The organism is Pseudomonas sp. E315 (assembly GCF_055406205.1).
Genome location: NZ_JBUZPJ010000001.1, coordinates 428,949 through 447,173, shown reverse-complemented (window position 1 = coordinate 447,173; position 18,225 = coordinate 428,949). Strand labels below are relative to the sequence as shown.

Genomic DNA, 18,225 nt, shown 5'->3' with positions numbered 1-18,225 from the left:
TAAGTCAGGGAGTGGTTGCGTGGTCGAAATGACCCAGCGTATCAGCGATGCGCTGCAGTGCCACGCTCAAGGTTTGAGCGCTGTCGGCGGCCGTCAGGCTGATCCGCACGGCGTTGATGGTCGTGTTTTTGGTAGCAAAGACGTCAGCGGGAACCACATCAACACCGGCTGCTCGGCACTGCTGCACGAGCGTTATATTGCTGTGTGCAGCCGTCAGCCAGATATGCGGCGAAGGTATTTGAGTTTGATACATCCACGGGCCCAGCACTTTTTTGGCCAGCCGCCAGCGTTGCGTGACTTCACGTATTTGCCAGTCAGCACGGCGCCGCGCAGTGCCGTCACTGAGCCACCGACACCCAATCGCTGAGCACAAGGGCGAAACGGCCCAGTGCGCTGACTGTGCGTGAGGATCAATGCGCGACAGCAGCTCTGGACTGGCCGCAATCCAGCCCAAACGCAGGCCTGCGGCAACGGTTTTGGAAAGACTGGTGATCAGCACGCCGCAATCAGGCAGCAAATGGCACAGCGGCGCGCTGTCGGTGAGTGCGCCGTACACATCATCTTCAATCACCCGAACCCCATGACGCCGTGCGATCTGCGCAATTGCGTGCTTGCGCTCAAGGCTCATGACCGCCGAAGTCGGGTTTTGCAGGGTGGGCGTCAATACCGCAATCCGTGCGCCGGTGGCCCGGATCATTCGATCAAAAGCCTCTGGCACGATGCCTTGGCGATCTAGCGCGACACCGTGCATGGGTAAACGTAACTGGGCGCAAGCGGCTTTTATTCCCGGCGCAGTGAACGCCTCGACCAGCACCGGATCACCCGCCTGACACAGCGACAACAACACGGTAAACAACCCTTGTTGCGCCCCCGCACACAGCATGATGTGTTCCACCGGCAGCTCCAGCCCACGGCCCTTGAACCACGCAGCACCCTGCACTCTGGCGCGCAAAACGTCCGCTGCGCTCAGGTAGCCTTGCAAACGTGTCGCCTGCCGGGTTTCGACTAACCAGCTCAGTGCTTGCGCATCATCGTCTTGGGCGTGATCAACCGCAGGCACGTTGGTGCGCAGATCAATCACAAACGTGTGCTCATCGCGGTGTTTTAGCTGAAACAACGTGGCCTCTTTACTGCCCGCCAGCACATAAGTGCCGCGTCCCACTTCACCCGACACCAAATGCCTGCGGGCAGCTTCGCGATAGGCCTGCATGGCTGTGCTGGGGTTCCAGCCCAACGCCCAAGCCAAGCGTCGTTGCGGTGGCAATCGCTCGCCGGGTTGCAACTCGCCGCAAGCAATCGCGTGGGCAATCGCCTCGACCAGCGCCAGATAGCGGGGCTGGGAGGTATCACTGAGGGTGGGCATCCACATTTATTGTTGGCCATGCAATATAAGAGTCGGCCCATACAATGCGTCGCGCCTAGAATCGAGTCAAACCCCTTGACGACGGTGTGCCATGTTTGACCTGACTGCTCTTCGCCTCGCCGCTAAAACCGTTCACGCAACGATGGCACCCACACCACAACTGGCTTGGCCATTACTGGCCGAGCGGTTGGATTGCAGCGTGTGGGTCAAACATGAAAATCACACACCGACAGGGGCATTCAAGGTGCGCGGAGGGCTGACTTACGTGCAAAGTTTGCTGGCCCGCGCCCCTCAAACCACAGGTTTAATCACCGCCACCCGCGGTAATCACGGGCAAAGCTTGGCGCTAGCCGCTAAGCGCACGGGGCTGGCGCTGAGCATTGTCGTGCCCGAAGGCAATTCCCGGGAAAAGAACGCGGCTATGCGCGCACTGGGCGCTACGGTCATTGAATACGGCAAGGACTTCGACGAAGCTCGCGCCAAGGCAGCAGCGATGGCCCAAGCCCAGCAACTTCATCTGGTGCCCGCCTTCCATCCCGATTTGATTCGCGGGGTTGCCACATACGCGCTAGAGCTGTTTGAAGCGGTGAGTGATTTGGACACTGTGTATGTGCCCATCGGCATGGGTTCGGGGATTTGCGGCCTGATTCAGACCCGCGACCTGCTGGGCCTGAAAACCGAGATCGTGGGCGTGGTGTCCAGTCATGCCGATGCCTTTGCGCAAAGCATCGAGCAAGGCCAGGTGGTGTGCACTGAGAGCGCCAATACCTTCGCCGACGGCCTTGCATGTCGCCAACCCTTGCCCGAAGCGCTGGCAATGATCGCCCAAGGCGCTGCACGGGTCATTCGCGTGACTGACCGCCAAATCGCTCAAGCCATTGGCGTTTACCATGAAACCACTCATAACACGGCCGAAGGTGCTGGCGCTGCGGCATTGGCCGGGCTGATTAAAGAGCAGCCTGAGCAGCAAGGTCGGCGTGTGGCGGTCATTTTGAGCGGAGCTAATATTGATCGTCAGTTGTACGCTGAGATCTTGGCCCAAGGTGCAGCCCCTGATTCACACGCTCTAGCTCACTAATAAGGAGACCTCATGCTGTGTCAGATCCAACTAGCCATTCCAGCCGACGCCCACGCCATCAGTGAGGTCGTGATCGGCGCTTTGCGCGAATCCAATGCCCGCGACTACTCGCCTGAGGTTATCGCGCGGGTTGAGCAGAGTTTTTGCCCAACCTCAGTGCTCAAGTTAATGGGCCAGCGACGGATGTATGTGGCATTGATTGAGGGTCAGGTGGTGGGAACGGCCAGCCTGGATCAAGCGGTGGTGCGCACTGTGTTTGTCAGCCCGCACTATCAAGGTCAGGGCATTGGCCAGCAATTGATGGCGCATGTAAAAACAGTTGCGATACTAAATCAGGTCGACGCGCTGCTCGTACCCTCTTCGGTCACTGCACAATCGTTTTACGCCAAATTAGGGTTTTGCAAGGTGCGTGATGAGTGCCACGGCGACGAGCGCACCATCATCATGGCGCTGCGTTTGTAAGGGGTTAACAGCAAAAGCCGTTGGATGTGGCTATGCTCAGTCCAATGACTCCTTCCATGACCCTGCGCTCACCCTGCCCACCCGGCGCCTGCATTTGCGAGCGAGATCAGCTGTTGGCTTTGCCCAACCCTGATACGCGAATTCTCAGCCTCAATCGCAAGGCCGAAACGGTGCTGGTTGAGCGCTTGGAGAACATCCAAAGCCTCAGTGATCTTGAACATATGCAGCGCAAAATGTACGAACAACTGGGTATTCGGGTGCAGATTGTGCCCAGCTTCAATGAGGTCAGGAGTATGCGCGGGATCAATATTCGCATCGATGATCAACGTGGGTTATGCCGCAAAACGCGACAGGCAATCCCCGCAGCCATCCGTCGCGCGCTGGAAAAACGTCCCGAAATTGCTTACCGACTGCTGGATGGCCATGACTTGTTACGCGATACATAACCCAACCCGACACGTCTTACACGGCACCCAGAAAAGCCTTATTTTGCGACAGCTCAATGAATTCACTTGCCTAAGCCTTCTCCCTGACTTATAAGCGCGTTTTTAAATGACGTAGAGCATAAACATGAGCACCGGATTCACCGAGGACGAAATGCGCAAAGCGCTCGGCCTTGATACACCCGCACCAACGACACCGACTGCACCTGCCATCGCGCCCGAACAACCAGCCCCAGTCAAAACCATTGCGCCGCCTCCCAAGGCGGCTCCTCGTGCACCTGCAAAACGTAGAGGCCCAGTGCTGCGCGTGACGCTGCACGTGAGCAAAGTGTATGACGGCGAAGAAACCCTATTTGTGCATGACGCCAAAACCCTGAGCCGGTTCGATGCTGAACAAGAGGCGAAAAAAGCGTTGGCCAAAGCCGGATTTAAGTACTTTGTGGTCGACTCAATCGTTCAGGTGGACTGACTCGACAGGGGCAGACCGGTAATTGGCGCTGGATAAAAGTGGCCGTAAAAGGCATTCTCCGCAGCTTTTTAAAGCTCAGCTCTGCGTCTGTGCCGCGCGCGCCTCGCCAAGGAACCTGCCCATGCAAAATCAACCCCTGAACGCCGCCGACTTCGAGTTCATCGAAGACGCTCTGCTCAAATTCGGCGATGACCATAGCGTCCTCAACACCTGCGAGTTAGACGGTTACTTCACAGCCCTGGTGTCCAGCTCGGCACAAGTGGATATTGCTGAGTGGTTCCCAGCCATCTGGGGCGGCGAAAACCCTGCATGGGAAGCTCCTGAGCAAGCCAAGCGGTTCATCGAGCTGTGTGTGCGCCATATCAACACGCTGGCTCGTCAGTTGGCCGAAGACTCAAAAGCCTTTGCCCCCCGTTTTGAACAAACCGAACATTTGGGGCAACCCGTCACACTGGCTGAAGAGTGGTGCTTTGGCTACTTGCGTGGCGTGGCGATTGCCCAGTGGTCGCCACTGCCGGCCATTCAAGCTGACCTGCTCAACGCCATTGCTGAATGTGCCGAGCAGGACAACTTCGAATTGCCGCAAGATCTGAACGTGGCCGCTCACCAACAGCGGGTCGCTGAGCTACAACCCGCGGCCCTGGCGCTGCATAACTTCTGGTCAAGCCAGCGCTAATCGCCCCTCGGAGACACTTGATGACCATCCTCACGCATTTTGATACCCCGTGCTCCGAGCCGATCAACAGCCAGATCCTGCAAATTGTTGTCGACCATCTCACCGACATCAGCGCTATGGAGATTGCGCCCAGCAATTTGCTGTACAGCATTTATCAGTATGCGATTGGCTATGAAGTGCATTTGTACCTGCAAGCCTTAGACGGCAGTAAAGGCATTGCGGTTGAGCTGATTGTCGCCACCGCCCCTCAAGCCCCGGACACCGTGACCGGGTTTGTCGTCTACCTGCCGGTCAAGGATGATCCGCAGGCGTGTGGCATCGCTTACATGGCCGAACTCGCCAGCCACCGCCATGCGGGCGTGACCCGCGCAATGGTCGAGGAAGTCGTGCGCCGCTACCCTCACACAGAACTGACGTGCAGCGTGTCCAAGGTTGCGGCATTTGAAAGCTTGGGTTTTCAAGTCATCGGCAACCGTGGCCCGCAAATCCTGATGAACACCCGCGACCACAGCACAGACGGGTTGATGGGCGTACTTGATCTGGCACCGATCTATAGCTCTACCGAAGTACGGCAAATTCACACCTACCTGCTGCAACGCAATGGCAAAAAAGCCATGCTCGATGCCGAAAAAAAGCGCGATCGGCAAATTGATCAACTGACGGCCAAAGCCAAGGCGTTTGTGGCACACCTGAACAACTAAAAAGGCATGCCACTGCCCACCTGAATAACGCATCATGTGCGCATTCCGTTCAGAGGAAACGTTATGCGTACGCCATTCACCCTTACCCGTCTTCTCGCTTTAGCCGTGGGGCTGATGAGCGGCACCGCTGCTCTGGCCAGCGAAGAGTCGCAACTGATCAGCTCGATCAACGCCTATCGCAGCCAAATTCAGCTGTGCGCAGGCCAAGCCTCGCAAGAACTCCCGCCGCTGTCAGCGGACACACGCTTGATACTGCCCTCCAATGGTTTTGGTGATTTGCAGCAAGCGCTGGCGCGTGCCGCCTACCCAATGGTCAACGTGCAAGCCATCACACTGTCCGGCCCCCGCGATGCGCATGCGGCAATGAAAGCCGTGCAAGAAAGCTTTTGCCGCGTCGTGCTCGACCCGCAGTTTGTCGATATTGGCGTAAGCCGCGACCAACGCGAATGGCGCATCGTTTTAGCCCGCCCTCTGCTAACGGGTGGTTTGGGTGACTGGCAAGCCGAAGGGCAAAAACTGCTCGATTTGATCAACAGCGCTCGCACTCAGCCCCGCCAATGTGGCGCACAAGCCTTTAACCCCACCACTGCACTGACATGGAACGCCACGCTGGGGGATGCCGCCCACACGCACACTCGGGACATGGCCAACAACAATTACTTCGACCATAAAGACCGTACTGGCGGTACGCCGGGGGATCGCGCGGAGTTATCGGGGTATATCGCCCAGCAAATCGGCGAAAACATCGCAGCCGGCCTGGACACGCCACGCAAGGTGGTGGACGGTTGGCTCGCAAGCCCTGGGCACTGCGCCAATATCATGAACCCGGCGTTTCGCGAACTCGGCGCAGCCTATGCCGTAGACCCAAAAAGTGACGCGGGTATTTACTGGACAGCACTGTTCGGCACGCAGTAAGGCGCGAATGCAGGTTAGAGGAAAGTAGCGGGAGTCATACTCAAGCGCATTGCACGCACGTGTAGTGTGGCCATAAAGAAGCCTCACCCAACAACGTTGAGTGAGGCTTCTTTTTTACAGCTTTACAGCGCCATGTCGGCCGCTGGGTTGCTTGGCTGTGGCTTGGCCGCAGCGTCAGCAGGTGCTGCTGGCTGAGCCACAACGGCAGGGATAGACGGTGGCGCAGTCAGTTGCAGAACCTCGGCGGTGTACGCCCATTCCTGCGCAACACGCTCAGGCGAACCATTGAGCTTGGTGCCATAGCTCGGCACGATCTGGTGCAGTTTGGCTTGCCACTCAGGGGTCGCAACCTTGTCCTTGAACACGGTTTCAAGCACGGTCAGCATGATAGGTGCTGCGGTCGATGCACCTGGCGAAGCACCCAACAGACCGGCAATGCTGCCGTCTTTGGCGCTAACGATCTCAGTGCCCAACTTCAGCACGCCGCCCTTCTCTTCGTCACGTTTGATGATCTGAACGCGCTGGCCAGCTTGCCACAGACGCCAGTCTTGCGATTTGGCGTTCGGGAAGTACTCTTTCAAAGCGTTGAAACGGTCTTCGTCCGACAGCATCAACTGACCGGCCAAGTACTCAACCAGCGGGTATTGTTCGATACCGACTTTGGTCATTGGCCAGAAGTTATGGGTGGTGGTGCTGGTCAGCAGGTCGAAGTACGAGCCTTCTTTCAGGAACTTGGTCGAGAAGGTCGCGAACGGGCCAAACAGAATCACGCGCTTGCCATCCAGCACGCGGGTGTCCAGGTGAGGAACCGACATGGGCGGAGCGCCAACCGATGCCTTGCCGTAGGCCTTGGCCAAGTGCAGTTGAGCAACAGTCGGGTTTTCAGTCACCAGGAACGAGCCGCCAACCGGGAAGCCTGCGTATTCCTGAGCTTCAGGAATGCCGGACTTCTGCAGCAGGTGCAATGCACCGCCACCGGCGCCGATGAACACAAACTTGGCGTCGGTCTGGGTTTCAGTACCGTCTTTCAAGTTTTTGTAAACCACACGCCACGAACCGTCTTCGTTACGCGTGATGTCTTTAACTTCACTCGACAACTTGAGCGAGAAGTTAGGCAGGGTTTGCAGGTGAGCCGCAAACTGACGAGTGATCTCACCGAAGTTTACGTCAGTACCCAGCGGGGACCAGGTGGCCGCGATTTTCTGGTTCGGGTCACGCCCTTCCATCATCAGCGGTACCCACTTCTTGATCTGAGCGGGGTCTTCGGAGTACTGCATGCCGGCGAACAAAGGGCTCGCTTGCAGGGCTTCATAGCGCTTTTTCAAGAACTTGATGTTGTCATCGCCCCACACAAAGCTCATGTGCGGTGTGGAGTTGATGAACGAACGCGGATCTTTCAGAACGCCGTTTTTAACCTGCCACGACCAGAACTGACGAGAAACCTGAAAGGCTTCATTGATTTCAACGGCCTTGGGGATTTCAACGTTGCCGTTTTTGTCTTCAGGCGTGTAGTTCAATTCAGCCAGGGCCGAGTGACCTGTACCTGCGTTGTTCCAGCCGTTGGAGCTTTCAAGCGCCACACCATCGAGACGTTCAACCATCTCCATAGACATGCCAGGTTCGAGCTCATTAAGCCAGACGCCCAGTGTTGCACTCATGATCCCGCCGCCGATCAGTAGCACATCGACCTGCTTGGTTTCAGCAGCTTGCACGGACGTCAGGCCCATGGTCAGCGCAAGGCCCATTAGCCCCTTGTTCATTTTTTTAAACATGTTGTCGTACCTAAGATAAAACGCCATCTACCCGACACGTCGTTCAAAAGAAGCTTCAATTGGTCACAAACAGGTCGCTTGCAATCAATTCAGTTCTTTGGCCTCGAACGGGTAGATATATAAGGCCTATGCACACTATAGACCTCACTTTTATGTACCTTGGGCGCTGATCTCTTATTAGTTATTGGCTTCAGCTACTTGGGTGACATTTATGTTGTGTGTGTCAGCTAACGGCCGTGGCCTAAACAGATTAAATCCGCTCAGCTCCTTCACGCCCCTTAACCTGTTTGCGGCTTCTTGAACATCTGCCTCACTCGCAGTGCCCTACTGAGCACTTGCGCGAACAAAAATCCAAGGCGGTCAGCCGCAAAACCGCGACATTCTACCTCAGGTAGCCCTTTGGGCGAAAACGCATCTGCTTGGCGCACGTTTTGTTGGCTGAATCGATTTATTTCTACCCATAGCCAGACGTTAAACAGGCCAAAAGTTGTTAGGCAAAGCGCTCATAAAACCCCGTAAAATTCTGCCCGATCTCCTCTCGCTCAAAGGATTGAACAATGCGTTTAAAGCTCGCTATGGCTGCAATACCCCTATTAATCGCAGCCAGCGGTGCGTTCGCCGCGGAAAAGGACAGGATCTTCGTAGAGTCGCGCTGGTATGAGTTGGGCGACATCAAAGGGCTTATGAAGCATTACGACCCTAAAGAATTTAACTGGGTGTTCCCGTCTAACCGCCTCTATATCTTGGGCAATCAAAGCGCCCACACTTCAAAATTGCCGCCCGTCACATTAGATGAGCGCAACAAACGGATTGGCGTAATCAAAACGTATAGTCAAAAACCGGGCGATGGGAAAAACCTCAGTGCCGAACTTGATAAAAGCTGCCTTATGGCTTTCAAGGTCGCACTAGTGAACATCGGCGGCAGGAGTGCAGGCTTAGGCCCAGCAAAAAGTCAGCCTTATGAAGTCGTCGGCATTCAGAGCCAGGTGATGGCAAAAGCGCCCAGTGATATTTATCACAGCCAAAAACGAGAGATCATCACCCAGAAGCCGCCGACGTCTGATGCCCTGCTGTGTTCGGTTTATCGAACACCTAAAAAGGATGGCCGCATCGTTTACAACACCATGGTGGTGCTCACAGCAAAAGCCGCCTATGGCGCGGGCAAGTGGTAAAACCAAAGACCCGCCCACGGCAATAATGCTGCTTACTTAAACCCAGAAAATTATTGTAGGAGCGAGATTGCTCGCGCCTACAGTTGGCCCAAAGTGAACCCATTACACTCCTCGCAACGGCTTACATCAGGTTTCGGGTAAACCAATCAAGGGTTCGACTCCAAGCCAATTGTGCTGCGCCTTCATCGTAGCGAGGTGTGGAGTCGTTATGAAAACCATGATTTGCACCAGGGTAGATGTACGCCTGGTAATTTTTGCCTGCGGCTTGCAAAGCCTCCTCATAAGCGGGCCAACCTTCATTGATACCGGTGTCCAACTCGGCGTAATGGAGCAAAACGGGGGCCTGAATTTTGCTGACATCTCTGGTTGGCTGACGACCATAAAATGACACCGCAGCGCCCAATTGCGGGTTAGCAACAGCGGCAGCATTGGCCACACCACCGCCATAACAAAAACCGACGATGCCTACCTTCCCCGTGGTTTCATCGTGGTCTTGCAACCATTCAATCGCCGCAAAAAAATCGTTCATGAGCTTTTCAGGATCTACGGTGCTCTGTAACTCTCGCCCCTTATCATCATTGCCCGGGTAACCACCCACAGAGGTCAGGCCATCAGGGGCCAGCGCAATAAATCCGGCCTTGGCCAAACGTCTGGCAACGTCTTCGATGTAAGGGTTAAGCCCGCGATTTTCATGGACCACCACCACAGCAGGCACTTTGCCTGCAGGCTCCGCAGGGCGAACCATATACCCACGCACCTCCCCATTACCGTCCGGTGAGGGGTACACAACGTACTCGGCAATGATGTCCGGGTCGGTAAACACAACTTGCTCAGCAAGAGCGTAATCAGGGCTGAGCGCGGTCAACACCGACAGCGCCGACACCCCTAACGTGAATGCTGTCGCACGCTCCAGAAACTCGCGTCTGTTGATCTTGCCATGAGCGTAATAGTCATAAAGTTCGAGTAACTCAGGGGCAAAGTCTTTTGCAGTAAGACGCGGCATCTGTGCATTTCCTCTAGGGCAATTGAAGGCGTGTCCTTAACCATAGAGCAATATGCAGATCAATGAGTCGAGCGTGCTCAACGCTTCATAATCGTTTTGGCCAACAATCGAGAAACTTGCTCGGCTGAATAGGGCTTAGGCAAAAACTCAAACCCCTCATAGCCACTGCACGCAAGCTCTTCGCTGTAACCCGAGACCAGAATCACAGGCAAATCACTGCGCAGGCAACGCAGCGCCTTGGCCAAGGCAACGCCGCTCATGCCAGGCATCACAACATCGGAAAAAATGGCATCAAACGCCATTGCATCTGGCCCAACCATTTGCAGCGCCTGCTGCGCATTAGTCGCCCAAGCGCTTTCATAACCTAGATCGTTCAAAATTTGACTGGCAAAACGACCAATTTCAAGGTTGTCCTCAACCACCAACACTCGGTATTTAGATATCTCGGCTTGCAAACCGGGCATTTGCTCAGGCACAACGTGGCTCTCGCTAAACTCATGGGGCTCAACCTGCGGCAGGTATAACGTGAACACCGCGCCGCGCCCCTTATCACTCGCCACATCAACGTTGCCACCGGACTGTTTGGCAAAACCAAACACCTGAGACAACCCTAAACCTGTGCCCCTGCCCACCTCTTTGGTGGTGTAGAACGGCTCAAAGATGTGTTCCAGAACGTGCGCAGCAATGCCCGCGCCACTGTCCTCCAGCGAAACAGCAATAAATGATTGCGTTGACCCCGCATGCCCCCGGATTGGAGGCATGGGGCTACCACTGTGCAGCCTGAGCAACAACGTGCCCTGACCCTCCATCGCATCGCGCGCATTTAACGCCATGTTGATCAGAGCCGTTTCAAATTGGCTCGCGTCCGCCCGGATATAGCACGCCAGCTCTGGCAACTCGACGTGCACTTGAATACGCGCCCCGGTCAACGGATCAAGCATGTCAGCGATATTCAGGATGTGCTGCCCAACATTGAAGACTTGCGGATTGAGCGGCTGGCGTCGAGCAAAAGCAAGTAACTGGCTGGTCAGTTTGCTTGCGCGCTCTACCGTATCGGACACCGCACTCATGTAGCGGTCACGTCGCTCAGCCGACAGGTTGGGTGTACGTAAAAAGTCCACCGAAGCACGGATAATCGTCAGCAAGTTGTTGAAGTCATGAGCCACGCCACCTGTGAGCTGGCCAATGGCTTCAAGTTTTTGTGACTGCCGTAACGCCGCCTCAATTTGAAGCAGGCGCGCAGTTCGCTCTTCAACCCGCTCTTCCAGTGTGGTGTTCAACATCGCCAGGGCCGCCAGCCCTTCTCGCACAGCTGTATCAGCACGCACACGCTGGATGTGAGCCCAAGAGCGCTCCGTCACCTCTGCGAGCAATGCCTGTTCATGAGACGACCACACTCGGGGGGATTTGTCATGAATGGCCATTAATGCCGTTAGGCGCCCCGCCTTAACCAGTGGCAAACACATAGTGGCGGCAATGCCTAATTCACTGAAATGAGCAGCTTCAAGCGGCGCCAGATCAGCCAACGCGTCGTGGATCACCAGCGCTCGCCCCGAGCGAAGTCGCGTGACAGCCTGCTCACCGAAATCTTGAAGTCGGTACTGGCCAACAAGGCTCGACACGCCCGCTTCGACCCAACTGTCACGAATGAAAAAAGTGTCTTGATCAGCTTCCATGTCGGCATAAGCACAATGGCTGACCTTCATGTGTGCTGCCAACATGCGCATCGTTGTTGCCATGATTTCTTGCGGGTCAGTGGCATTGGCCACCGCACTGCCAATTACATCCAACACGGCCAGCCGCTGAGTCATGTACACCGTCGCCGTGGTTTCGGTAACGGTGTCGAGCATTCCCACCACATTGCCGTGCTGGTCGCGGATCGGGCTGTAACAAAACGTGAAATAGGCCAGTTCGGGCAACTGGCTGCGTTTGACCACCAACGCAAAGTTTTCGATATAGGTGGCTTTGCCCGCAAACGCAGCCTCAGCGATCTGACTAATCTCGCTCCAGGCTTCTTGCCAGATTTCACTGAAGGGACGCCCAAGCGCGTGAGGCTTATCCCCGAGAATCGGCAGGAATGCATCGTTATACAGGGTGATCAAATCCTCACCCCAAACGATCGATTGCGGAAAATGCGACGCAAGGCTGAGCGCTACTGTGGTTTTGAGCACATCCGGCCAGTGCGCGAGCGGCCCGAGCTTGGTACTGGCCCAGTCATGGCTTCTAATGCGTTCAGCCATTACACCGTCGTGCTGGAGCCAGTCTGTCATTACGCGGTTACCTTGATTACTGCCATTGATCGACCAATGAAACGTTGCTGATGATAAGTCAGGTAAAAATATTGTGCCCGCAGAAGCGCCCTACAAGGCTCTAACCCTTTGTCACACATTAAAGACAGTACCGGCGCTTCATTGGTTCTGTTGAAAAGGGTTGAGGGATAACATGCCGCGCAGTGCGCTGATGGCAATCAGTCGCGAGGGATCTGACCTAACACTCATTAACGAGAGGGATTGAACGGTGAAAATTGTAATTGCGCTGCTCCTGAGCACGCTTTCCATGCTGGCCCAAGCGGCCAACGTCGGTGACAGCCTGAAACCTTGGACCTTGTCCGACCAATACGATCAGCCCTACACCCTGAACGACAAAACCCAAATTCTGCTGGTAGCCCGCAACATGGACGGTGCCAAAGTAGTCAAGGAAGCGTTAAAAGACCAAGCAAAAGGCTACTTGGAAGCACGCAATGCTGTATTTGTCGCGGATATTCAAGGGATGCCGTCACTGATCGGCAAACTTTTCGCCATTCCAGCCATGCGTGACTACAGCTACAGCGTACTGCTTGATCGTGACGGCAGCGTCGCCGCGAATTACCCCGGCGCGCAAGACAAAGTGCTGTGGCTGCAACTGGACAATGGCAAGTTAGTGTCGCAGCAAGAATTTGCCAACGCTGACGCGTTGCGCCAAGCACTGGAAAAGGTCACTTCCCCGTAACCACCCAGGCGTAATCTGCTGTGGGAGCATGCTTGCTCAAATACGCGTGTATTGCGGTTCAAGGCGCTGGCTTTTAACGCTTCGCGAGCAAGCTCGCTCCCACCGATGCCTGCCAAAAACAGTATTTGCTTTGACCTGCAGGGCATCGCGGCGTTGTCTGACCTGCCAAACCGCAGGCAAAAAAAAGCCGCTATTGCTAGCGGCTTTTTCTTTATCTGGCTCCACGACCTGGACTCGAACCAGGGACCCAATGATTAACAGTCATTTGCTCTACCAACTGAGCTATCGCGGAATGGCGTCTATCTTACTGATCTAAAAAGAGAAGTCAACACTTTCGATGACTTCTCTTTGCATTTTTCAGATGACCTGAACAATGGCGTCAGTAACCACCTCAATGTTGTTCTGATTCAAAGAGGCAACGCAGATGCGGCCTGTGTCCAGCGCGTAAATACCGAACTCGCTGCGCAGGCGCGCAACCTGTTCAACGGTCAGCCCCGAGTACGAAAACATGCCGCGCTGACGCGCTACAAAGCTGAAATCGCGCGCAGGCGCTTTTTTCGCCAGCAGCTCGACCATTTGCAGACGCATGCCGCGAATACGCAGACGCATTTCTGCCAGTTCGGCTTCCCACATGGCGCGCAATTCAGGGTTGTTGAGCACAGCCGCCACGATGCTTGCACCGTGGGTAGGCGGGTTCGAGTAGTTGGTGCGGATCACGCGCTTGACCTGCGACAGCACGCGCGCGCTCTCTTCCTTGGACTCAGTGATGATCGACAGCGCGCCCACACGCTCGCCATACAACGAGAACGACTTGGAGAACGAGCTGGAAACAAAGAAGTTCAACCCTGATTCGGCAAACAGGCGTACAGCTGCCGCGTCTTCTTCGATGCCATCGCCAAAGCCTTGGTAGGCCATGTCGAGGAACGGAATCAGACCTTTGGCCTTGACCACGTCCAGCACGTTTTGCCAGTCGGCCGGGGTCAAGTCGACGCCGGTCGGGTTGTGGCAGCACGCGTGCAACACAACGATGGAGCCTGCTGGCAAGGCGTTAAGGTCTTCAAGCATGCCTGCACGGTTTACGTCATGGCTGGCTGCGTCGTAGTAACGGTAGTTCTGAACCGGAAAACCGGCAGCTTCAAACAGCGCACGGTGGTTTTCCCAGCTCGGATCGCTGATTGCGACTACAGCGTTAGGTTGCAGTTGCTTAAGGAAGTCAGCACCCGTCTTCAGCGCCCCAGTGCCACCTACTGCTTGAGTGGTAATGACACGGCCGGTGGCCAGCAGCGGCGACTCAGCGCCAAACAGCAGCTTTTGAACGGCTTGGTCGTAGGCGGCAATGCCATCAATTGGCAAGTAGCCACGGGAGGCATGCTGAGCAACCCGGATCGTTTCGGCTTCGACAACGGCACGCAAGAGTGGAATTCGTCCCTCCTCGTTGCAGTAAACACCGACCCCCAGATTCACTTTGTGGGTACGAGTATCGGCGTTAAATGCTTCGTTGAGGCCCAGGATAGGATCGCGTGGTGCCATTTCGACAGCGGAGAACAGGCTCATTATTACGGCAGCTCTGAATGGGGAATGGAGGGGGTACAACGCTCCAGCCGATTGCACTAGAGCGGTGCACAAACGGGGAGCTAGTATAGAGGCGATCACTGCTGCGGGCGACAGGCTATTCTCGGTTTTGAGCAACTATTTCAGTTTATTTTCAAGCCGGTGGTCTAATTGCAATCTTCGTTCAAACACCCTTGTCAGACCTGCGCCTTGAAACAGTCAGTAACGGCCACCATATTTAGCCGTATCCTGTTTTCCCCTGCGGCATGCGTCGCATGCAGTTTTTCTCGTTTCTGAAAGGTTTATGCCTTTTATAGAGGCGATTTCAGAGGTCAGTTATGTCCGATTTCCAACTCGTTACCCGCTTTAAGCCCGCAGGCGACCAACCCGAAGCCATTCGCCAAATGATCGAAGGTATCGAGGCAGGCCTGTCTCACCAGACCCTGCTCGGGGTAACAGGCTCGGGCAAGACGTTCAGCATTGCTAACGTCATTGCCCACGTAAACCGTCCAACCTTGGTGCTTGCGCCCAACAAAACCCTGGCTGCGCAGTTGTACGGCGAGTTCAAATCGTTTTTCCCGAATAACGCCGTGGAATACTTTGTCTCGTACTACGACTACTACCAGCCCGAAGCTTACGTCCCCTCCTCCGATACCTTTATCGAGAAAGACGCCTCGATCAACGACCATATCGAGCAGATGCGGCTGTCGGCAACCAAAGCGTTGCTGGAGCGCAAGGACGCGATCATCGTTACCACGGTGTCGTGCATTTATGGGTTGGGCAGCCCCGAAACCTACTTGAAAATGGTGCTGCACATTGATCGCGGCGACAAACTCGATCAGCGAGAGCTGCTGCGCCGTCTGGCAGACCTGCAATACACCCGCAACGACATGGACTTTGCCCGTTCAACCTTCCGTGTGCGTGGCGACGTCATTGACGTCTACCCGGCCGAATCTGACCTGGAAGCCATTCGCATCGAACTGTTCGACGATGAAGTCGAGAGCATCAGTGCCTTTGACCCTTTGACGGGCGAAGTCATTCGCAAAATGCCGCGGTTTACCTTCTACCCCAAGAGCCACTACGTAACGCCACGCGAAACCTTGCTCGACGCTGTCGAAGGCATCAAGGAGGAGCTCAAGGAGCGCCTTGATTACCTGCGTGCCAGCAACAAACTGGTAGAAGCCCAGCGATTGGAACAACGCACCCGCTTCGATCTGGAAATGATCATGGAGCTGGGGTACTGCAACGGCATCGAAAACTATTCGCGCTACCTCTCCGGGCGCGAATCCGGGGCGCCGCCGCCAACGTTGTTTGATTACCTGCCCGCTGACGCGTTGCTGGTGATCGACGAGTCCCACGTCAGCGTGCCGCAAGTCGGCGCTATGTATAAAGGCGACCGTTCACGCAAAGAAACACTGGTTGAATATGGCTTTCGTCTGCCTTCGGCACTCGACAACCGGCCCATGCGTTTCGATGAATGGGAGCGTATCAGCCCGCAAACCATCTTCGTTTCGGCCACCCCGGGCAATTACGAAGCCGAGCATGCGGGCCGCGTGGTCGAGCAGGTGGTGCGCCCTACCGGGCTGGTCGACCCACAAATCGAAATCCGCCCGGCGCTCACTCAGGTCGACGACTTGCTGTCTGAGATTGCCAAACGCGTGGCGCTAGAAGAACGGGTGCTGGTCACCACGCTCACCAAACGCATGTCTGAAGACCTCACCGACTACTTGGCCGATCACGGGGTACGCGTGCGTTATTTGCACTCGGACATCGACACCGTGGAGCGCGTCGAGATCATCCGCGACTTGCGCCTTGGGGTGTTTGACGTGCTGGTGGGCATCAACTTGCTGCGCGAGGGGCTGGACATGCCCGAGGTGTCGCTGGTGGCGATTCTGGATGCTGACAAGGAAGGCTTCCTACGCTCTGAGCGCTCATTGATCCAGACCATCGGCCGCGCCGCCCGAAACCTCAACGGGCGAGCCATTCTTTACGCTGACCGCATTACTGGCTCAATGGAACGGGCAATTGGCGAAACCGAACGTCGCCGTGAAAAACAGATCGCCTTCAACCTGGCCAACGGCATCACCCCCAAAGGCGTATTCAAAGACGTTGCTGACATTATGGAAGGCGCTGTCGTACCGGGCTCGCGCAGCAAAAAACGTAAAGGGATGGCCAAAGCCGCAGAAGAAAACGCCAAGTACGAGAACGAACTGCGTTCGCCGAGCGAAATCAGCAAGCGTATTCGTCAACTCGAAGAAAAAATGTACGCCTTGGCCCGGGATCTGGAGTTCGAAGCCGCCGCCCAAATGCGCGACGAAATTGGCAAACTCAGGGAGCGCTTGTTGCAGGTGTGAGCAACACTCGATCACGGCACAAGCACGCTTGCTCGCGATGCGCTTAACACTTGCGTCGTAAGGATGCTGCGCTGCATCGCGTCAACGCCCCCGCTTTTCAAGGAAGACCATGACTGCCATCAACACCCAAAAGCCCTGTGTTCCAGGGCGTCTTGAACAAATGTCGACGCGTATTGCCTTCTTTATTGCCGGTTTCGGTGTTGCTGCCTGGGCGCCCTTGGTGCCTTACGCCAAAGCCCGCGCCGGGCTGGACGAGGCCACGCTGGGCCTTTTGCTGTTGTGTCTGGGGGTTGGCTCGATTCTGGCGATGCCGATTGCAGGCATTCTGGCCTCTCGTTTCGGCTGTCGCCGGGTCTTGAGCGTTGGCACCCTTTTGATTTGCTTGGCTTTGCCGCTGTTGGCCACTGCCAGCTCAGTGCCTTTGCTGATCGCCGCTTTATTCATATTTGGTGCAGGCCTTGGGGCCGTTGACTCCACGGTTAACTTGCAAGCTGTCATCGTAGAGCGCGCCAGCGGGCGCAACATGATGTCCGGGTTTCACGGCTTATTCAGTGTCGGCGCACTGGTGGGGGCAGCAGGCGTCAGCGCCCTGCTAGCCTTGGGCATGTCACCGTTGTGGGCGATGTGTGTGGTGGTGGCTTTGATTCTGTTGGCTTTGGTAAAAGCGGCCCCGCACCTGCTGCCCTACGCCAGCGAAAGCGCTGGCCCCGCGTTTGCAATACCTCATGGCGTGGTGCTGTTTATCGGAGCGCTGTGCTTTATCGTGTTTCTCGCTGAAGGCGCGATGCTCGACTGGAGCGCTGTGTTTTTGACCACCGAAAAGCAGATAGGCGAGGCTTATGCCGGTCTGGGTTATGCCGCATTCGCGCTAACCATGACCGCTGGCAGACTGATGGGCGATACGGTCGTCAGCCGTTTGGGGGCACGCCGGGTAATTGTTTTAGGTGGATTGTTCGCCGCAGCCGGTTTGGCCCTGGCCACCTTCGGCCCCAACTGGGAAGTAGCACTCATTGGCTACGCGCTGGTGGGGGTTGGCTGCTCCAACATCGTGCCAGTGCTGTACACCGCAGTCGGCAAGCAAACCGTGATGCCAGAAAGCATTGCCGTGCCGGCCATCACCACGCTGGGTTACGCCGGAATTCTGGCTGGCCCCGCTGCCATAGGTTTTGTGGCCCACGCCAGCAGTTTGAGCCTGGCCTTCTTGTTGATCAGCGTGTTGTTGGTGAGCGTGGCCGTCAGCGGGCGAATTTTACGGGTTTAGATCACGCCCTGTAGGTG

General features: G+C 55.9%; 16 protein-coding genes and 1 tRNA gene. 11 read left to right on the top strand and 6 right to left on the bottom strand.

Annotated features, from left to right (window positions below):
- Positions 1 to 4: 4 nt before the first annotated feature.
- On the bottom strand, positions 5 to 1,369 hold the full coding sequence (locus tag ACZRJQ_RS02200) for an aminotransferase-like domain-containing protein (RefSeq protein WP_463976769.1): 1,365 nt from the start codon (positions 1,367 to 1,369) through the stop codon (positions 5 to 7).
- A gap of 85 nt (positions 1,370 to 1,454) precedes the next feature.
- On the opposite strand from ACZRJQ_RS02200, the gene ACZRJQ_RS02195 reads away from it, so the two are divergent.
- From ACZRJQ_RS02195 to ACZRJQ_RS02165, 7 genes are all read left to right on the top strand, one after another.
- Positions 1,455 to 2,441 (top strand): threonine dehydratase, encoded by a 987-nt coding sequence (locus ACZRJQ_RS02195; protein ID WP_463976768.1) that lies wholly within the window; start codon positions 1,455 to 1,457, stop codon positions 2,439 to 2,441.
- 12 nt (positions 2,442 to 2,453) lie between these two features.
- A complete protein-coding gene (locus ACZRJQ_RS02190; protein ID WP_463976767.1) occupies positions 2,454 to 2,903 on the top strand; it encodes a GNAT family N-acetyltransferase in 450 nt (149 codons plus the stop codon).
- A 44-nt stretch (positions 2,904 to 2,947) separates the two neighbouring features.
- Complete coding sequence (locus ACZRJQ_RS02185; RefSeq protein ID WP_463976985.1) at positions 2,948 to 3,349, top strand: hypothetical protein; 402 nt, start codon at positions 2,948 to 2,950, stop codon at positions 3,347 to 3,349.
- A 124-nt stretch (positions 3,350 to 3,473) separates the two neighbouring features.
- Positions 3,474 to 3,815 carry a hypothetical protein gene (locus ACZRJQ_RS02180; protein ID WP_463976766.1) on the top strand — a complete coding sequence of 114 codons (342 nt, stop codon included), beginning with the start codon at positions 3,474 to 3,476 and terminating at the stop codon, positions 3,813 to 3,815.
- Positions 3,816 to 3,936: 121 nt separating this feature from the next.
- Complete coding sequence (locus ACZRJQ_RS02175) at positions 3,937 to 4,491, top strand: UPF0149 family protein (protein WP_463976765.1); 555 nt, start codon at positions 3,937 to 3,939, stop codon at positions 4,489 to 4,491.
- A 20-nt stretch (positions 4,492 to 4,511) separates the two neighbouring features.
- Complete coding sequence (locus ACZRJQ_RS02170; RefSeq protein WP_463976764.1) at positions 4,512 to 5,192, top strand: N-acetyltransferase; 681 nt, start codon at positions 4,512 to 4,514, stop codon at positions 5,190 to 5,192.
- 63 nt (positions 5,193 to 5,255) lie between these two features.
- Positions 5,256 to 6,107 carry a CAP domain-containing protein gene (locus ACZRJQ_RS02165; RefSeq protein WP_463976763.1) on the top strand — a complete coding sequence of 284 codons (852 nt, stop codon included), beginning with the start codon at positions 5,256 to 5,258 and terminating at the stop codon, positions 6,105 to 6,107.
- A gap of 122 nt (positions 6,108 to 6,229) precedes the next feature.
- On the opposite strand, the gene mqo is transcribed toward ACZRJQ_RS02165, so the two are convergent.
- Positions 6,230 to 7,879, bottom strand: a complete 1,650-nt coding sequence (gene mqo / locus ACZRJQ_RS02160) for a malate dehydrogenase (quinone) (RefSeq protein WP_463976762.1) — start codon at positions 7,877 to 7,879, stop codon at positions 6,230 to 6,232.
- A gap of 557 nt (positions 7,880 to 8,436) precedes the next feature.
- Between mqo and ACZRJQ_RS02155 the strand changes: the two genes are divergently transcribed.
- On the top strand, positions 8,437 to 9,051 hold the full coding sequence (locus tag ACZRJQ_RS02155) for a hypothetical protein (RefSeq protein WP_463976761.1): 615 nt from the start codon (positions 8,437 to 8,439) through the stop codon (positions 9,049 to 9,051).
- Positions 9,052 to 9,172: 121 nt separating this feature from the next.
- On the opposite strand, the gene yghX is transcribed toward ACZRJQ_RS02155, so the two are convergent.
- Together yghX and ACZRJQ_RS02145 are read right to left on the bottom strand one after the other, a co-directional pair.
- Complete coding sequence (gene yghX, locus ACZRJQ_RS02150; RefSeq protein ID WP_463976760.1) at positions 9,173 to 10,054, bottom strand: YghX family hydrolase; 882 nt, start codon at positions 10,052 to 10,054, stop codon at positions 9,173 to 9,175.
- A gap of 77 nt (positions 10,055 to 10,131) precedes the next feature.
- Positions 10,132 to 12,324 carry a GAF domain-containing hybrid sensor histidine kinase/response regulator gene (locus ACZRJQ_RS02145; protein WP_463976759.1) on the bottom strand — a complete coding sequence of 731 codons (2,193 nt, stop codon included), beginning with the start codon at positions 12,322 to 12,324 and terminating at the stop codon, positions 10,132 to 10,134.
- A 247-nt stretch (positions 12,325 to 12,571) separates the two neighbouring features.
- Between ACZRJQ_RS02145 and ACZRJQ_RS02140 the strand changes: the two genes are divergently transcribed.
- Positions 12,572 to 13,042, top strand: a complete 471-nt coding sequence (locus ACZRJQ_RS02140; RefSeq protein WP_463976758.1) for an FAD/FMN-containing dehydrogenase — start codon at positions 12,572 to 12,574, stop codon at positions 13,040 to 13,042.
- A gap of 216 nt (positions 13,043 to 13,258) precedes the next feature.
- On the opposite strand, the gene ACZRJQ_RS02135 is transcribed toward ACZRJQ_RS02140, so the two are convergent.
- Together ACZRJQ_RS02135 and ACZRJQ_RS02130 are read right to left on the bottom strand one after the other, a co-directional pair.
- Positions 13,259 to 13,334: transfer RNA gene (locus ACZRJQ_RS02135), tRNA-Asn, on the bottom strand.
- 65 nt (positions 13,335 to 13,399) lie between these two features.
- Positions 13,400 to 14,596: an amino acid aminotransferase gene (locus ACZRJQ_RS02130; RefSeq protein WP_463976757.1), complete on the bottom strand. Its 1,197-nt coding sequence runs from the start codon at positions 14,594 to 14,596 to the stop codon at positions 13,400 to 13,402.
- Positions 14,597 to 14,931: 335 nt separating this feature from the next.
- Here ACZRJQ_RS02130 and uvrB point away from each other — a divergent pair, with 335 nt between their 5' ends.
- Together uvrB and ACZRJQ_RS02120 are read left to right on the top strand one after the other, a co-directional pair.
- Positions 14,932 to 16,947: an excinuclease ABC subunit UvrB gene (gene uvrB / locus ACZRJQ_RS02125; protein ID WP_463976756.1), complete on the top strand. Its 2,016-nt coding sequence runs from the start codon at positions 14,932 to 14,934 to the stop codon at positions 16,945 to 16,947.
- A gap of 109 nt (positions 16,948 to 17,056) precedes the next feature.
- Complete coding sequence (locus ACZRJQ_RS02120) at positions 17,057 to 18,208, top strand: MFS transporter (RefSeq protein ID WP_463976755.1); 1,152 nt, start codon at positions 17,057 to 17,059, stop codon at positions 18,206 to 18,208.
- Positions 18,209 to 18,225 lie beyond the last annotated feature (17 nt).

Coding starts and splice junctions, on each gene's coding strand:
- ACZRJQ_RS02200 (WP_463976769.1), bottom strand. CDS start 1,369: ATGTGGATGCCCACCCTCAGTGATACCTCCCAGCCCCGCTATCTGGCG.
- ACZRJQ_RS02195 (WP_463976768.1), top strand. CDS start 1,455: ATGTTTGACCTGACTGCTCTTCGCCTCGCCGCTAAAACCGTTCACGCA.
- ACZRJQ_RS02190 (WP_463976767.1), top strand. CDS start 2,454: ATGCTGTGTCAGATCCAACTAGCCATTCCAGCCGACGCCCACGCCATC.
- ACZRJQ_RS02185 (WP_463976985.1), top strand. CDS start 2,948: ATGACTCCTTCCATGACCCTGCGCTCACCCTGCCCACCCGGCGCCTGC.
- ACZRJQ_RS02180 (WP_463976766.1), top strand. CDS start 3,474: ATGAGCACCGGATTCACCGAGGACGAAATGCGCAAAGCGCTCGGCCTT.
- ACZRJQ_RS02175 (WP_463976765.1), top strand. CDS start 3,937: ATGCAAAATCAACCCCTGAACGCCGCCGACTTCGAGTTCATCGAAGAC.
- ACZRJQ_RS02170 (WP_463976764.1), top strand. CDS start 4,512: ATGACCATCCTCACGCATTTTGATACCCCGTGCTCCGAGCCGATCAAC.
- ACZRJQ_RS02165 (WP_463976763.1), top strand. CDS start 5,256: ATGCGTACGCCATTCACCCTTACCCGTCTTCTCGCTTTAGCCGTGGGG.
- mqo (WP_463976762.1), bottom strand. CDS start 7,879: ATGTTTAAAAAAATGAACAAGGGGCTAATGGGCCTTGCGCTGACCATG.
- ACZRJQ_RS02155 (WP_463976761.1), top strand. CDS start 8,437: ATGCGTTTAAAGCTCGCTATGGCTGCAATACCCCTATTAATCGCAGCC.
- yghX (WP_463976760.1), bottom strand. CDS start 10,054: ATGCCGCGTCTTACTGCAAAAGACTTTGCCCCTGAGTTACTCGAACTT.
- ACZRJQ_RS02145 (WP_463976759.1), bottom strand. CDS start 12,324: ATGACAGACTGGCTCCAGCACGACGGTGTAATGGCTGAACGCATTAGA.
- ACZRJQ_RS02130 (WP_463976757.1), bottom strand. CDS start 14,596: ATGAGCCTGTTCTCCGCTGTCGAAATGGCACCACGCGATCCTATCCTG.
- uvrB (WP_463976756.1), top strand. CDS start 14,932: ATGTCCGATTTCCAACTCGTTACCCGCTTTAAGCCCGCAGGCGACCAA.
- ACZRJQ_RS02120 (WP_463976755.1), top strand. CDS start 17,057: ATGACTGCCATCAACACCCAAAAGCCCTGTGTTCCAGGGCGTCTTGAA.